This window comes from Streptomyces sp. Ru73 (genome assembly GCF_002920575.1).
Lineage (GTDB): Bacteria > Actinomycetota > Actinomycetes > Streptomycetales > Streptomycetaceae > Streptomyces.
In genome coordinates this window covers 38,907-54,732 of the sequence record NZ_PQSQ01000052.1, presented here as the reverse complement: position 1 = coordinate 54,732, position 15,826 = coordinate 38,907, and the positions used below count along the sequence as shown (strand labels likewise).

At 73.7% G+C, this 15,826-nt stretch carries 11 protein-coding genes and 1 pseudogene; 4 read left to right on the top strand and 8 right to left on the bottom strand.

The features are described 5' to 3' along the window. Window positions 1-127 (bottom strand): annotated as a pseudogene (locus C3486_RS38135) (GNAT family N-acetyltransferase); the annotation flags it as partial. Window positions 128-304: 177 nt separating this feature from the next. Between C3486_RS38135 and C3486_RS21860 the strand changes: the two are divergent. Together C3486_RS21860 and C3486_RS21855 are read left to right on the top strand one after the other, a co-directional pair. Beyond that, a complete protein-coding gene (locus tag C3486_RS21860; RefSeq protein WP_103834443.1) occupies window positions 305-1,315 on the top strand; it encodes a UTP--glucose-1-phosphate uridylyltransferase in 1,011 nt (336 codons plus the stop codon). 49 nt (window positions 1,316-1,364) lie between these two features. Then, on the top strand, window positions 1,365-3,587 hold the full coding sequence (locus C3486_RS21855; protein ID WP_103834442.1) for a glycosyltransferase family 39 protein: 2,223 nt from the start codon (window positions 1,365-1,367) through the stop codon (window positions 3,585-3,587). Here the strand turns inward: C3486_RS21855 and C3486_RS21850 are convergent. The 4 genes from C3486_RS21850 to C3486_RS21835 form a co-directional block, all read right to left on the bottom strand. Next, window positions 3,580-5,745: a hypothetical protein gene (locus C3486_RS21850; protein ID WP_103834441.1), complete on the bottom strand. Its 2,166-nt coding sequence runs from the start codon at window positions 5,743-5,745 to the stop codon at window positions 3,580-3,582. The genes C3486_RS21855 and C3486_RS21850 overlap by 8 nt on opposite strands. Window positions 5,746-6,138: 393 nt before the next feature. Next, window positions 6,139-6,549: a RidA family protein gene (locus C3486_RS21845; protein ID WP_103834448.1), complete on the bottom strand. Its 411-nt coding sequence runs from the start codon at window positions 6,547-6,549 to the stop codon at window positions 6,139-6,141. A gap of 89 nt (window positions 6,550-6,638) precedes the next feature. After that, window positions 6,639-7,559, bottom strand: coding sequence for a class A beta-lactamase (bla, locus tag C3486_RS21840; RefSeq protein ID WP_103834440.1), 921 nt, complete (start codon window positions 7,557-7,559; stop codon window positions 6,639-6,641). Between the two features lie 109 nt (window positions 7,560-7,668). Then, on the bottom strand, window positions 7,669-9,318 hold the full coding sequence (locus C3486_RS21835) for a penicillin-binding transpeptidase domain-containing protein (RefSeq protein ID WP_103834439.1): 1,650 nt from the start codon (window positions 9,316-9,318) through the stop codon (window positions 7,669-7,671). Between the two features lie 174 nt (window positions 9,319-9,492). On the opposite strand from C3486_RS21835, the gene C3486_RS21830 reads away from it, so the two are divergent. Both C3486_RS21830 and C3486_RS21825 read left to right on the top strand, forming a co-directional pair. Next, window positions 9,493-10,350, top strand: coding sequence for a LysR family transcriptional regulator (locus C3486_RS21830; protein ID WP_258052922.1), 858 nt, complete (start codon window positions 9,493-9,495; stop codon window positions 10,348-10,350). A 23-nt stretch (window positions 10,351-10,373) separates the two neighbouring features. Next, window positions 10,374-11,261: a serine hydrolase gene (locus tag C3486_RS21825; RefSeq protein ID WP_308461260.1), complete on the top strand. Its 888-nt coding sequence runs from the start codon at window positions 10,374-10,376 to the stop codon at window positions 11,259-11,261. A gap of 6 nt (window positions 11,262-11,267) precedes the next feature. Here the strand turns inward: C3486_RS21825 and C3486_RS21820 are convergent, their stop codons facing one another. The 3 genes from C3486_RS21820 to C3486_RS21810 all read right to left on the bottom strand — a co-directional run bounded on the left by C3486_RS21820 (window position 11,268) and on the right by C3486_RS21810 (window position 15,624). Continuing rightward, entirely contained in the window at window positions 11,268-12,020 is a 753-nt protein-coding gene (locus C3486_RS21820) for a class I SAM-dependent methyltransferase (RefSeq protein ID WP_103834436.1), read from the bottom strand. Between the two features lie 346 nt (window positions 12,021-12,366). After that, window positions 12,367-13,299, bottom strand: coding sequence for a LysR family transcriptional regulator (locus C3486_RS21815; protein WP_103834435.1), 933 nt, complete (start codon window positions 13,297-13,299; stop codon window positions 12,367-12,369). 36 nt (window positions 13,300-13,335) lie between these two features. Then, window positions 13,336-15,624 (bottom strand): FdhF/YdeP family oxidoreductase, encoded by a 2,289-nt coding sequence (locus C3486_RS21810; RefSeq protein WP_103834434.1) that lies wholly within the window; start codon window positions 15,622-15,624, stop codon window positions 13,336-13,338. Window positions 15,625-15,826: the final 202 nt, after the last annotated feature.

The window sequence follows — 15,826 nt, the reverse complement described above, 5'->3', positions numbered from 1 at the left end:
CGATGATGTCGCGGTGCCAGCGCGGCACGTAACCCGTGCCGAAGTCCCGGTAGACCGTGTCGAGCATGACGGCACGCGCGCCGTCGAGGTCGTCGGGGGTCGCCGTCCTGATGCTGTAGCCGCGCATTTGCACATCATATGCATGAGGTAAATCCGCACAGAAACCCCCACCGTACGGCTCTTTCCGCAGGCCACGCGGGAGTGCCCCTTCACAGCTCGCTCAAAGGACGGGCCAAGGCTCCCCACATCGAGGGGACGCAGGGTGTGAGGGCACTTGCCCTTCTCCGTTCCCGTGAGGTTCTCCATGCCTGTACGCACGTCCGTGCGCAAGGCCGTCGTCCCCGCCGCCGGTCTCGGCACCCGCTTCCTGCCCGCGACCAAGGCCACGCCCAAGGAAATGCTGCCGGTGGTCGACAAGCCGGCGATCCAGTACGTCGTGGAGGAGGCGGCCGGAGCGGGGCTGGACGACGTGCTCATGATCACCGGCCGGAACAAGCGCGCCGTCGAGGACCACTTCGACCGCGCCCACGAACTCGAAGAGGTACTGGCCGCCAAGGGGGACGCGGACCGGCTCGCGACCGTACGCGGCCTCGCCCGGCTGGCCCGCATGCACCACGTCCGGCAGGGCGCTCCCCTGGGTCTGGGCCACGCCGTGCTCCGCGCACGCGACCACATCGGCGACGAGCCCTTCGCCGTACTGCTCGGGGACGACCTGATCGACCCGCGCGACGCGCTGCTGACGGACATGCTCGCGGTGCACGCGCGGACCGGCGGCAGCGTCGTGGCGCTCACCGAGGTCGACCCGGCGGAGACGCACCTCTACGGCTGCGCCGCCGTGGAACCGGCCGAGGACGGCGTGCTCCGGGTGACCGGGCTGGTCGAGAAGCCGGCACCCGGCGAGGCGCCCAGCACCTGTGCGGTGATCGGGCGGTACGTGCTCGACCCCGCCGTCTTCGGCGTGCTGGAGCGCACGGCCCCCGGGCGCGGCGGCGAGATCCAGCTCACCGACGCGATCCAGGAGCTGGCCGGACGCGACGCCCGCCGGGGCGGCCCGGTGCACGCCGTGCTCTTCCGGGGGCGGCGGTACGACACCGGGGACCGGGCCTCGTACCTGCGCGCCGTCGTGCAGCTGGCGTGCGGCCGCGCCGACCTGGGTCCTGACTTCCGGTCCTGGCTGCGGCAGTACGCCGAGACGCTGCCGGCCGAGACGCTGCCGGCCGGTGAGCCATCAACCGGGGAGCGGCCCGCCGCGGCACAGCCCATCGCGGTACCGGCCGAAGCCGCTGCCGTGCGGGCCGAAGCCGCCGCTCGCTGACCGCGCCCGCCCGACGACCGTCCGTCCCTGCCGAGGAAGAGCCACCGTCATGACCGCCCCGCCCCTGCCCACCGTCCCGCCTCCCGCGCCCGCTCGCCCGCGGTCCCGGCCCGCCGCGCTGCTGCTCGGCCGCCGGGACGAACCGCGCTGGTCGCGCCCCGCACTGTGGGCCGCCCTCGCCGTCGCCGCGCTCCTCTCCCTCTGGGGCACCTCGGCCAACGACCTCAACAGCTTCTACTCCGCCGCCGTCTACAGCGGCACCCAGAGCTGGAAGGCGTGGTTCTTCGGCTCCCTCGACGCCGGCAACTTCCTGACCGTCGACAAACCGCCCTTCGCGCTGATGCTCATGGGCCTTTCCTGCCGCGTCCTCGGCTTCGGCACCTGGCAGATGCTGCTGCCCATGGTCGGCGCAGCGCTCGGCTCGATCGCCGTACTGCACACCGCGGTCAAGCGGGTCTTCGGGCACGGCGCCGCCGCGGTCGCCGCCTTCGTACTCGCGCTCACGCCGATCACGGTGGCCATCACCCGGGACAACAACCCCGACCCGCTGCTGGTGTTCCTCATGGTCACCGGCACGGCGCTGGCGCTGCGCGCGATCCGCACCGGCCGGCTCCTGCCGCTGCTGGGCACGGCCCTCGCCCTGGGCCTCGCCTTCCACACCAAGATGCTCCAGGCGTACATCGTCGTGCCCGCCATCGCCGCGGTGTACCTGTACGCCGTGAACCTCGGCCTCGCGAAGCGGATTCGCAACCTGCTGTTCGCCGGCGTCGCCCTGGTGGCCGCGAGCGGCTGGTGGGCGCTGGCCGTACAGCTCTGGCCCGCCGACAGCCGGCCCTACATCGGCGGTTCGACCGACGGCACGGCCTGGGACCTGATCCTCGGCTACAACGGCCTGGGCCGGGTCCTCGGCGGCGAGGGCAACGGCGGAGGCGGCGGCAGCTTCGCGGGGGCCGCCGGCTGGGGCCGGATGTTCAACGAGACGCTGGGCGGCCAGATCTCCTGGCTGCTGCCGTTCGCCGGCATCGCGCTGGCCGCCGGGCTGGTGCTGCGCGGCCGGGCGCCCCGCACCGACGCCGTGCGCGCCTCCCTGCTGATGTGGGGCGGCTGGACCGTACTGCACTACCTGGTGTTCAGCCTCTCCGAGGGCACCGTGCACCCCTACTACACGACGGCCCTCGCGCCCGGCATCGCGGCGCTGTGCGGCGGTGGCGGGGCGCTGCTCTTCCGCGCGTTCCGCGACAGCCGCCGCTGGATCTGGGTCCTGCCCGCCGCGCTGGCCGTGACGGCGGTCTGGGCGGTCGTGCTGCTGCGCCGGGCAGCGGACTGGAACGCCTGGCTCGTGCCGGTCGTCGCGGTCCTCACACTCGCCGCGCTGGCGGGGCTGCTCGCCTTCCGCACACCGGCCGGCGCCCGCGCGGTACGCCGCACGAAGCTGCTCGCGGTCTCGCTCGCCGTGGCCGTCGTGGCCGCGCTGGCCGGCCCGACGGCGTACGCGGTCTCCGTGCCCGCTTCCTCCGGTGGCGGCGGCATGGGCGGGGTCAACCCGACCGCGGGCCCGTCGACCGGCGGCATGGGCGGCCCGGGCGGCCACGGCGGCCCGCCGGGAGCGAAGGGCGCCGGTCCCCGGGGTGCGGAGGGCGGCATGGCGCGGCCGTCCGGTCCTGCCGGCGACGGTATGCCACAGCGGCCGGGCGGCACACCCGGCCGGAACGGCAGCAAGGACGCCGCTGCCGGTCCCGCCAACGGCTCCGGGGACTCCGGGGATTCCGGGACCTCCGACGGCTCCTCCGGTTCGCGCGGCGGCGCCCCTCGCGGTGGTGCACGGGGCGGTGGTCCCGGCGGCATGGGTGGCGCGGACAGCAAGATGCTCGCCTACCTCGAACGGCACCGGGACGGCGCGACCTGGCTGGCCGCCGTGTCGAACTCGCAGAGCGCCGCTTCGATGATCCTCAGCAGCAAGCAGCCCGTCCTGTCCATGTGGGGCTTCACCGGGTCGGACCGGGCCATGACCGTGGCCACGCTCAAGTCGCTGGTCGCGGCGGGCAAGCTGCACTACGTGCTGGTCGGCGGCGGCATGGGCGGCGGGCCCGGCGGCGGCAACGGCCTCTCCACCGAGGTCAACGCCTGGGTGAAGAAGCACGGCACGGCGGTGCGGGCGTCCGAGTACGGCGGCGAAACCTCCAGCTCGAACTCCGGCTCCGGTTCCGGCTCCGGCTCGAACTCCGGCTCCGGTCAGACGCTGTACCGGCTGGACGCGTCCGACGTCACCTGATCCGCCCGGAGCGGAGCGCCGTTGCGCGGGCGTAGGCGAAGCCCGCCGCGGCGTCCAGCCCGCCGCCGTCCCGGTACGCCCGCTCGTACACCCGGTCGCCCAGCGCCGCCCTGGCCTCCGCGTGGCAGGTGCGGCGGGCACCGGCCAGGTGCGGGTACGAGTACGGCATCCGGCCGTCGACCTGCCGCCACAAACTGTCCGCGAAGCCCAGCAGCCGGGCCGCCCGTTCGGCCCCGCCCAGGCCCAGGGTGGCCGAGGCGACCACCTGTAGGAGGGCGGCGCTGCTCACGGTGTCGCGCAGGGCTTCCGGGCCCTCCAGCGCGTCGGCCGCGCCCAGGGCCGCCGACACCAGCTCGCCCCGGCCGGCGTCCGCCTGCGCGCGGACCAGGCCGGCGCGGGAACGGGACCACAGGTCGCCGTGGCAGGTGTATTCGCTGCGGACCCGGTCCATCCGGTCCGCCGCGCGCGCGAACTGCCCCTGGACGACCAGCGCGCACCCCCGGGTCAGCTGGGCGGCCAGCCAGACGGTGAACCCGGCGCCGTCGGGGGTGGCGGGAGGCACGCCGGCGAGCGCGGCCAGCGCGGCCGCCGGGTCCCCGCGCAGCATCCAGTTGCACCCGAGGAGGTGGGCGGCGGCCGCCATCGGCTCGTCCGGGCCCGCCGCGCGTGCCCGTGCCGCGCAGTCGGCGATCGCGCCGTCGGCGGCCCGGGCGTCCCCCTGATTGAGGGCGAGGTAGCCGCGCGACCAGAAGGCCCGCAACCGGTCCCGGTCCCTGTCCCGATCCCGGTCCCGGTCCCGCTTCGCCGCAGCGGGCCCGCCCGGCCGGCCGTCGGCCGGGCCGTGCACCGGCGCGCGGTCGAGCGCGAGCGCCCGGTCGAGGTAGCGGCGCCCCTCGCGGTGGTGTCCGCAGCACCAGAAGAAACGGAGCGCGCCGGCCATGGCCACGGCGGCGGCCGCGTCACCGCGCTGGAGGTGGTGGTCCAGCGCGGCGCGGAGGTTGGCGTGCTCGGCGGTCAGCAGCGCGTGCCACTCCCGCTGCCGCGGGCCCAGCCACGCGCCGTCCACCTCTTCGGCCAGCCGCCGGTAGGCGTCCGCGTGCCGGCGGCGTACGGTGTCCCGCTCCCCCAGCTCGGCGAGCCACTGGCCGCCGTACTCCCGTACCGTGTCGAGCATCCGGTGCCGGCCGTCGTCGATCACCACGACCGACTTGTCGACGAGGCCCGCCAGCACCGGGCCCAGCCGGTCGGGGGCGAGCGGGCCGCCCGCACACACCTGCCGTGCCATCGGCAGGTCGAAACCGTCGGCGAAGACGGACAGCCGCGCCCACAGCAGCCGTTCCAGCGGCGCGCAGAGCTCATGGCTCCAGCCGATCGCGGTCCGCACCGTCCGGTGGCGCCGCGGACCGGTGCGCCCGTCGGCGTCCAGCACGTCCAGGCGGGTGCTCAGCCGGTCCGCCAGTTCCGTCACCGGCATCTGCCGCAGCCGGGCGCCGGCCAGCTCCAGAGCCAGCGGGAGGCCGTCGAGACGCCGGCAGACCGTCACGGCGGCCGCCGCGTCCGCCGCCGTGAAGCGGATACCGGGCGCGGCGTCGGCCGCACGCCGGAGGAAGAACTCCAGCGCCTCGCACGCGTCGGCGCCGGGCATCCCGCCGTCGCCGGGCAGGGCCAACGGGCGCAGCTCCAGCAGGCGTTCGCCGCGTACGCGCAGCGGCTGGCGGGAGGTGCAGAGCACGGTGAGCCCCGGCGCCACGGTGAGGAGTTCGGCGACGAGGTGGGCACAGGAGCCCACCAGGTGTTCGCAGGTGTCCAGGACGAGCAGCAGCCGCTTGTCCCTGAGGTGTTCGGCGACGGCCTCCGCCGCCGAACACCCGGCCGGGGCCGCCACGCCCAGGGCCTCGGCGACCGCGACGGGCGGCAGCTCCGGGCTGCGCAGGGCGGCCAGCTCCACCAGCCACACCCCGTCCGGGTAGTGGGCACGCACCGCGTCGGCGGCCCGGAGCGCGAGCCGGGTCTTGCCGACGCCGGCGCTGCCGGTCAGCGTCACGAGACGGCAGCGGACCACCGTGCGCCGCAGCTCGGTCAGTTCCCGGCGGCGGCCCAGGAACGCCGTGGTCTCCTCACGGAGGTTGCCCTTGCGGTGACCGTCCGTCCCGGACATGTTTCTCCCCGGCGGCCTCTGCGCCGCCCGTCGACGTCCGCCGCCCGGATCCGGAGCCGGGCGGCCGGGCCGGCCAGGCTTCCCGGTGGGTGCGGTACGCCGAGCCTGTCACCTCCTCCGCCGTACGGGGAGGCCGTCCGGGGTCATTGGCCCGAACCGGTCGCAGGAGGACACGAGTGACCGGCGGACCATGGTCATGCGGGCTTTTCCGGACCGGACCGAGCAGCGGCGAGGGCACCGGGCCGCACGCCGCACAGCAACGCGTCCACGAGCGCGAACCGCTCGTCCCGCGCACGGTCAGCCAGTCGGATGGTTCCTCCCGGAAGCGTGACGCTTGCGCGAACGCTTCCCCGATGCCCGGCTGGGCCACCCGGTGCGATACACCGTGCGACGTCAGTCAGGCAGCGCCACGGTGAGGTCCACCTCGACGAGTTGTCCAGGAAAGCCCAGCTGGGCGACGCCCAGGAGCGTGCTGGCGGTGGTGAACGCCGGCCCCAGGGCGGACTCGGTGAGCCGACGCCACGCGGCCGCGAGACTGTCCCTCTCATCGCTCCGCACGTAGATCACTGACCGCACCACGTGTTCGGGCTGGGCACTCACCGCTGCCAGGGCAGTGAGCGCGTTGGCGACGACCTGGTCGACCTGCGTCTCGAGGGAACCGGAACCGACGAGACCGCCATTCCGGTCAAGCGGGCACTGCCCCGCCAGATAGGCGGTACGGCCGGCCTCCACCACGGTGATGTGGTGGTAGCCGGGTGTCTCATGGAGCTGCTCGGGGTTGATGCGGGTGATCTGCTCAGTCATGTCAGCGAGTCTGACCGGCCTGCAGCCGGCACGCACCGCATTTTCCCACCGGCCGGCACTCCGCACCGACGTGAGCTGGAAGGACAAGCTCAGGTGAGCCGTGCGGCCACCAATTCCGCCGTCTCGGCGACCAGTTCGTCGTGCGTGGGCCCCTCGGGGTCGTACGTCGTGGAGAGCACGGAGAGGACGAGCGGCGCGCCGTGCGGCGGCCAGCCGATGCCCACATCGTTGGCGACGCCGTAGTCCGAGCCGCCGCCGGTCTTGTCCGCCAGGGTCCAGCCGGGCAGACCGGCCCGGAACCGCTTGGTGTTGGTCGTGTTGGCGACCAGCCAGCCGGTGAGCCGCTCGCGGTCCCGCGGGGTGAGGGCGCGGCCGAGGACGAGGCGGGCGTAGGTGGTGCCGATGGCCCGCGGCGTGGTGGTGTCGGTGCGCCGCCACGGTTCGGCGGAGTTCAGTTCGGGCTCCCAGCGGTCCAGCCGGGTGATGCCGTCCCCGGCCGAGCGGCAGAACCGGGTGACGGCCGTGGGACCGCCCAGCTCGCGCAGGAGCAGATTGGCCGCGGCGTTGTCGCTCTCGCCGACCGCGGCGGCGCACAGGTCCCCGACGGTCATGCCGCGCGCGAGGTTCTCCGCCTTGCCGGTGACCGGGGCGTACCCCGCCTTCTTCACCTCGGCCGCGGTGTAGTGGAGGCGGCGGGCGAGGAATTCGCCGTCGTGGTCGAGGTCCCGCAGGACGGCGGCCGCCGCGAGTCCCTTGAACACCGAGCACATCGGGAAGCGCTCGTCGGCGCGGTGGCGCACGGTACGGCCGGTGGCCATGTTGCGCGCGAACACCCCGAGCCGGGCTGCGTACTTGTCCTCCAGCGCTCTCAACTGCCTTGTGGTGGAGTCGTCGAGGCGCCCGGTTGCGTACGCGGTGCTGCTCGCGGGCAGGGCGGCGGCCAGGGCCGTGCCCGCGCCGAGGGCGAGGACGGTACGGCGGGTCGGACGCGTCGTTCCGGTGGTTTCCACGCTTCTTCTCTCTCTTCCTCGCGCCGCAGCGCTGTTGTCAGTGGTTGCTGCCGGGTGTTGCTGGTCGTTGCTCGGCACTGCGGTCAGTGGTTGGTCTTCGGCCTTGCGGTCAGTGGACGTTCTTCAGGAACCGGGCCGCTACCGGGCCGGCGTCCGCGCCCCCGGAACCGCCGTCCTCCAGGAACACCGCCCACGCCAGGTCGGACCCGCCCTGGTAGCCGATCATCCAGGCGTGGGTGCGCGGCGGCTTCGCCGTACCGAATTCGGCCGTGCCGGTCTTCGCGTGCGGCTGCCCGGGCAGGTCCTTCAGGGCGTGGCCCGAGCCCGAGGTGACCGTGGCGCGCATCATGGCGCGGAGGTCGTCGGCCACCTTCGCATCGAGCTTCCCGGGCGCCCGGTACAACTTCTTCACCGCGTCCGGGACGAGGACCGGCTGCCGGAAGGAGCCGTTCTTGACGGTGGCGGCGACGGACGCCATCACCAGCGGCGACGCCTGGACGCGGGCCTGGCCGATGGCGGCGGCTGCCTTGTCGTTGTCGCTGGTGCTGACGGGCACACTGCCGTCGTACGTGGCGATGCCCACGTCCCAGGCGCCGCCGATGCCGAAGGCGCGCGCGGCGTCCCGGAGCGCCGAGGCGGAGAGCTTCGCACTGGCGTCGACGAAGAAGGTGTTGCAGGACCTGGCGAAGGCGTCCTGGAACGTGGCGTCGGCCGGCAGGGTGAAGAGGTCCTGGTTCTCGAAGCGCTGGCCGTCGACGCGGGCGTACTTGGGGCAGGCCGCGGGGCCCGAGGGGCGCAGCCCGGACTTCAGCAGCGCCGCCGCGGTGACGACCTTGAAGGTGGAGCCGGGCGGATAGCGGCCGGCCAGCGCGCGGTTGAGCCCGCCGGGCTTGTTGGCCGCGGCGAGGATGTGGCCGTTGCGCGGGTCGACGGCGACGATCGCCGCCTTCTTGGTGACCCCGGACAGCGCCTCGGCCGCCGCCCGCTGCACGCGCGGGTCGATGGTGGTCCGCACCGGGCGGCCCCCGGCCGGTTCCTTCGCCGTGAGGGTGCGTACGGCCCTTCCACTGCCGCGGTCCACCGCGACCACGGACTTCGTCGGCCCCTTGCCGCCGGAGAGGCGCGCGTCGTACCGCGCTTCGAGCCCTGAGGTGCCGCGTCCGGTGCGCTCGTCGACGGTGCCGACGAGGGAGGCGGCCTCCAGCGCCGCACCGTTCTTGTCGAGGACCTCGGCCCTGTCCCGGCTCTTGAGCGCCAGGGTCTGGCCGGGCTTCAGCTCCGGATGGACCAGCGGCGTGGAGAACACCACCGTCCACGTGCCGGAGGTCTGCCGCAGCCGGGCCTGCGACCGCCACTCGACGGCGCCCGCGCCCGGCACCTTCATCGCGACCGTGAAGGGCAGGCGGACCTCCCCGTCGCGCTGCTTCTCGCCCTCGCCGGGCCGGATGTCGGCGGAGGTGGGGGCGAGGTTGGTCATGACCGACGTGAGGAGCGAGCGGGCGACGGGCGGGGTGTCGGTGTACGCGGCGGCCTTGCGTGCCTCGCCCACCTCCCACGCCCGTGCGAACGCCTCGAAGCGGGAGGTGGCGGCAACCACCTGGGGGTCGTCGGCGCCCCGGTCAGCCAGCAGGAAGGAGTAGCCGGCCCCGGCCCCCGCGCCCACGAGCAGCAGGCCGGCCAGCGCCGCGGCATACCGCCGGCGACCACCGCGCCGCCGCCCCGGGAGATCCGGTCCCGCCGAGTGATGCGCGTACGTCATGGTTCCCCCTATCGGTATGCCGGCACGCCCGCGCCGAGCGGGGTCAGCGCGTCGACGTCACGTCCCGGAGTCAACCCGCGACCGGCGCCCATGTCGAATACGCTTTTGGCCTGAGCTTGATTCACAGGTGATATCGGCGCACGCCACGGGAGCGGGATGCTGACGGAACGGCACTTGGAAATCTTCGTCGCACTGGCGGAGGAGGAGCACTTCGGTGCCGCGGCGCAGCGGGTCGGGATCACCCAGCCGCCCCTGTCACAGGGGCTGCGCCGGCTGGAGGCACTGCTCGGCGTGCGCCTCTTCGACCGCGACCGGGGCGTCGCGCTCACCGACGAGGGGGCCGTACTGCTCCCGCACGCGCGCAGGGCGCTCGCCGCGCTCTCCGAACTGCGCGAGACCGGCGCACGGGAACACGCCGACGGGCCCCGGCTGCGGCTCGGCCTGGCGCCGGAGGTGCCCGCTCCGCTCGCGGCGGCCGTGGCGGCCGCGCCGGTCAGGGCCGGGGAGCAGACCCGCATCGGGGTGGTGACGGCGCCCACCGCCACCCTGCTGTCCGACGTCGCGGCGGGGCGGCTGGATCTCGCCGTCATCCGGCATCCGGCCGTGCTGGACGGGCTGGCCGCCGGACGGGTGGTGCTCTTCCCGACCTGGCTCCTCACCCCCGAGGACCACGGCGGCAGACCCGCCGGCGGCACGCCCCGGCGGCTGCCCGTGGCCGTACGGCCGCGCGAGGAGGCACCGGCGGCCCACGACCTGTTCATCGACACACTGGCCAGCCGCGGGCGGCGGGTGGAGACCGTCGTGGTGTCCGACGAACGGGCCGGGCTCGCGCTCGTCGCGGCCGGGCAGGCCGTGCTGGTCACCGCGGACGAGACGCTGACCGCCGAGGGCGTCGAGCGGCGCAGGGCCACCGATCCGGCGCTGCCCCTGCGGCTGCGGGTGGTGTGGGACCCGCGGCGGCCGGCCGCGGCGGAGACCGCGGACACGGCGCAGCTGCTGGTGGACACGCTCGCCCGGCAGGCGGCGAAGTGAGCGCGGCACGGCGCGGCGGGGGCGTGACCCGCACGATCCGCGAGATGTTCGCCGACGCCGGGGTGCGGGGCTGGCTGCACGTGGCGGAACTGCACCGGCCCGAGGCCCGGGTGACCGTCGACCCCGACGAGCCGGTGCCGATGGGCTCGGTCTACAAGGTGCCGCTGATGGTGGCCTTCTGCCGGCTGGCCGATGCCGGGGAGATCGATCCGCGCCGGCGGGTGACCCTGGAGCCGTCGCACCGGATCGCCGGCCCGACCGGCATCTCGATCCTCCAGGACCCGGTCGAGATGTCACTGCGGGACCTGGTCGTCATGATGATGACCATCTCCGACAACACCGCGGCCGACGCGGTGCTCCGCGCCGTGGGCGCCACGGCGGCCGACGCGGTCTGCCGCGAGCTCGGCCTGCCGGACACCCGCATCCTCGGCGGTGTCGCGGAGACCTGGGCGCGGCTGGTCACCGAGACCGGTACGGAATCGCTGGCGGCCGCCATGGAACGCCTCTCCAGCAATGACACGACCGTGCCGCCCGGCGTCTACGACCCGGTCTCCAAGGCGTCCACCACGCCGGCGGACATGGCGCGGCTGCTGCGCGCGATCTGGACCGGGCGGGCGGCGTCCCCGGAGCGCTGCGCTTTCATGCGCGACGTCATGGGCAGGCAGCCGTGGCGGCACCGGCTCGCCTCCGGATTCCCGTACGACGACGTGACCGTGTCGGGGAAGACCGGCACGTTCGGTGCGATGCGGCACGAGGCCGGGGTCGTCGAGCTGGCGGACGGCAGTGCCTATACCGCCGTGGTCTTCACCCGGGCGGCCCGCGCCGACGCCACCCTGCCGCGTGCCGACGCGGTCATCGGCGCGGCGGCCCGTACCGCCGTGGAGGAGCTGCGCGGCAGGGAGGGGACGTGAGCGGGCTCAGTCCGTGCGGGCCGGCGTGCCGGGTTCGCGCCGGAAGAGGGCGGTCCACAGGAACGGTTCGCCGAAGTACGGGGAGTCCTCCGGCTCGTCGTGCATGCGGCGCAGTTCCACCTCGGTGAGGTCTGTGAAGATCCGGCGCAGCGACTCCGGCGTGTACGCGAGGCCGCCGTGCAGCCGGGAGGTGCGGTACAGCTCGGCGTCGGGGAGCTCCGAGCCCATCCCGCCGGCCGCGAAGCAGGTGAGGGCGAAGTGGCCGCCGGGCGCGAGGACCCGGTCCAGCAGGGCGAGGTAACTGACGCGGCGGTGCGGCGGCAGGTGGTGGAAACAGCCGGAGTCGTGGATCAGGTCGTACGGCCCGGACAGCTCGGTCGCGGCGAGCTCGAAGGCGTCACCGCGGAGGAACCGGATGTCGGCGCCGGCCTCGCGGGCGCGCTCCTCGGCCCAGCCGATGGCCTCGGGCGAGAGGTCGACGGCGTCGACCTCGAATCCGGCGGCGGCGAGGTGGAGGGCGTTGCGGCCGGGGCCGCAGCCGAGGTCGAGGGCCCGGCCCGGCGCGATGAGGCCCCGGTCCAGGTACGCGGCGAGGTTCTCGTCCGGCTTCGCCACGAAGAACGGCACGGGCCGGGAACGGTCGGTGTAGAAGCCGTCCCACCAGCCGGCCGCACGGTCCGTCCAGCGGTCGGCCCCCGGCTCGAACAGCTCGTCCAGCAGCTTCATCACGTCATCGATCGTGCGCACATTGCGGTCCATCCGACCCCCTCCAGGCTCGTGGAAAAGGTACGGTAACCGGGGCTTGTGCGCGATGGTTTGGCGGGTGCTTCGCGATCTTTGGCGGGGGCTTCGCGGGGGCTTCGCGGTCTTTGGCGGGGCGGGCGTGGCCTGCCCTTCGCTTCGCGCCCCGCTCGCGTTTCCTGGCAGGGCCCCTCCCTCTCCCCACCACCGAAGAGAGAGCGTCTCCCGTCGGGGAACCCCCCTCCCGAAGACCCGCAACGAAGGCCCCTCCCCACCTCCGCCGCACACCTCCCGAAGCTACCGCCCGCCACTGACAATCGGTCCTCGCCGCCGGGCCGCGCCCGACCGGGGCGCCGCCCGCCGCTCAGTCCTCCGCCGGCCGCTCCCCCGGCAGGTGTTCCAGCATCCGGGCCATGTCCGTCCGACGGGCCACGTCGGTCAGCGCTCGGGCCATGACCGAGCCGGGCTCGCGTGCGGTGAGGACGAGGCCGATGGCGGCGGTGCGGACCGGCTCCACCAGCGGCACGGCCCGCATGCCGGGCGGCATGTCGAAGACGCGGAGCCAGGCGCGGGGGACGATGCCGGCCCACCGGCCGGTACGGACGTGTGCGTACACCGAGGCGATCGAGTCGGTCTCCACCTGCGGCGCGGCGCGGACCCCGGCCTCCGCGAACACCTCGTCGAGCACCCGGCGCCCCTGCATGCCGGTGCTCAGCAGGCACAGCGGCAGGGCGGCGGCCGTCGCCCAGGACACCGTGGGCTCCGCGGCCGCCGGGTGCGACTCGCCGGTCAGCAGGACGTAGCGCTCCCGGTAGAGCGGCACGGTGCGGAACTGGTCGGAGATCTCCTCACTCAGGTACGTGATGCCGGCGTCCAGCTCGAAGTTCTCCAGCCGGCCGAGGATGTCCCGTGAGCGCAGGTCGGACGCGATGCGCACCTCGACCAGCGGGTGTGCCGCGCAGAACGGCTCGACGAGGAGGGCCACGGCGGCCGAGGCGGTGGGCACACAGCCGATCCGCAGCTCCCCGCTGAGGCCGGTGCGCAGGGCCTGGACCTCGGAGGTGAGCGCGTCGCGGTCGGCGAGTATGCGCTGTGCCCACAGCACGACGCGTTCGCCCTCGGGGGTGAGGCCCTCGTACTTGCGGCCGCGCTGGATCAGCGGGACGTCGAGTTCCTCCTCCAGTTTGCGGATCGCCTCGGACAGCGCGGGCTGCGAGACATAGCAGGACTGCGCGGCGCGGGCGAAGTGGCGTTCGCGCGAGAGGGCGACCAGGTATTCGAGCTGGCGGAAGAGCACCGCACCGGTCTACCGCAGCCGCGTCCGCCGCGCCAATCAGGCCCCGGCCGGCTCCAGGCATACCACCACGCTCTTCGACGTCGGTGTGTTGCTGAGGTCGGCCACGCTGTCCAGCGGGACGAGGACGTTGGTCTCGGGGTAGTACGCGGCGGCCGAGCCGGGTGTGGTGGGGTACGGGATGACCCGGAAGGCGGGGGCGCGCCGCTCGATGCCGTCCCGCCAGACGCTGACCAGGTCCACCTCGTCGCGGTCGGCCAGGCCCAGCGCGGCCAGGTCGGCGGGGTTGACGAGGACGACGCGGCGGGCGTTGTGGATGCCCCGGTAGCGGTCGTCCATGGCGTACGGGATGGTGTTCCACTGGTCGTGGGAGCGGAGCGTCTGCAGCAGGAGGTGGCCTTCGGGCACCTCGGGTGCCTCGAAGTCGTTGCGGGTGAAGACGGCCTTGCCGCTGGGGGTGTGGTAGACGCCCTCGTTGACCGGGTTGGGCAGCCGGAAGCCGCCGGGCCGGGCGACGCGGGCGTTGAAGTCCTCGAAGCCGGGGACGACGCGGGAGATCCGGTCGCGGATGAGGCCGTAGTCGCGCTCGAAGTCCTCCCAGGGGATGTCGGGGCTGTCGCCGAGGGTGCGGCGGGCCAGCCGGCCGATGATGGCGACCTCGCTGAGCAGGTGTTCCGAGGCGGGGGCGAGGCGGCCGCGTGAGGCGTGCACCTCGCTCATGGAGTCCTCGACCGTGATGAACTGCTCGACGCCGTTCTGGATGTCGCGGTCGCTGCGGCCGAGCGTGGGCAGGATGAGCGCCGTGTCGCCGCACACGGTGTGGGAGCGGTTGAGCTTGGTGGAGATGTGCGCGGTGAGGCGGCAGTTGCGCATCGCGCGCTCGGTGACGTCGCTGTCGGGGGTGGCGCGTACGAAGTTGCCGGCGACGCCGAGGAAGAACGTCGCGCGGCCGTCGCGCATGGCGCGGATGGCGTCCACCGAGTCCACGCCGTGCTTCTTCGGCGGGGTGAAGCCGAACTCGCGCTCCAGCGCGTCCAGGAACGACTGCGGCATCTTCTCCCAGATGCCCATGGTGCGGTCGCCCTGCACGTTGCTGTGGCCGCGTACGGGGCAGACGCCGGCGCCGGGCCGGCCGATGTTGCCGCGCAGCAGCAGGAAGTTGACCACCTCGCGGATGGTGGGCACGCCGTGCTTGTGCTGGGTCAGGCCCATCGCCCAGCAGACGATGACCTTCTTGCTCGCCAGGACCATCTCGTGGACCCGCTCGATCTCCTCGCGGGTCAGTCCGGTGACGTCGAGGATGTCGTCCCAGGAGACCTTGCGGGCCTGCTCGGCGAAGTCCTCGAAGCCGGTGGTGTCGGATGCGATGAAGTCGTGGTCGAGCACGGTGCCGGGCGCGGCGTCCTCGGCCTCCAGGAGCAGCCGGTTGAGGCCCTGGAAGAGGGCGAGGTCGCCGCCGGGGCGGATCTGGAGGAAGCGGTCGGCGATCTGGGTGCCGCGGCCGATCACTCCGCGGGCCTTCTGCGGGTGCTTGAAGCGCAGCAGGCCGGCCTCGGGCAGCGGGTTCACGGCGATGACGCGGCCGCCGTTGCGCTTGGTCTCCTCCAGCGCGGAGAGCATTCGCGGGTGGTTGGTGCCGGGGTTCTGGCCGACGACGAAGATGAGGTCGGCGTCGTAGATGTCCTGGAGGCTGACGCTGCCCTTGCCGATGCCCAGTGTTTCGTTGAGCGCGGTGCCGCTGGATTCGTGGCACATGTTGGAGCAGTCGGGCAGGTTGTTGGTGCCGAAGGCGCGGACGAACAGCTGGAGGAGGAAGGCGGCTTCGTTGTTGAGCCGGCCCGAGGTGTAGAAGAGTGCTTCGTCGGGTGAGGCGAGGCCGCGCAGTTCGGTGGCGAGGAGGTCGAAGGCCTCGTCCCAGCCGATCGGTTCGTAGTGGTCGGCGCCGGGGCGCTTGACCATGGGCTCGGTGAGGCGGCCCTGCTGGTTGAGCCAGTAGTCGGACTTGGCGGCCAGTTCGGAGACGGGGTGCTGCCGGAAGAAGTCGCGGGTGACGCGGCGGGTGGTGGCCTCGTCGGCGATGTGCTTGGCGCCGTTCTCGCAGTACTCGTTCTTGTGGCGCTGCTTCGGTCCGGGCTCCGGCCAGGCGCAGCCGGGGCAGTCGAAGCCCTTGGCCTGGTTGATGTTGAGGAGGGTGAGTGCGGTGCGGCGGGGGGAGGTCTGGCCGAGGGCGTACTTCAGTGCGTGTGCCACGGCCGGTGCTCCGGTCGCCCACGTCTTGGGCGGGGTGACCGCCAGTCCCTCGTCCGTCGGGTCCACGTCGGCACTCATCGCCTGACCTCGTCTCTCCTGCCCGGGCACGCCCGCGTGCCGCTCCGTCGCCGGGCCGTGCCGCGTGTGTGCGGCGGTGCCTCCGGCCCGATCAGCTTCCGGCAGTCTCCGGTGATCGTCAAAGACGCCGTTGTTATCGGCTGATAGGCGGTGCTTATCGTGCGGCGCGGGCGGCCCGGGTGCGGGCGGCCGGTGCGGGTGG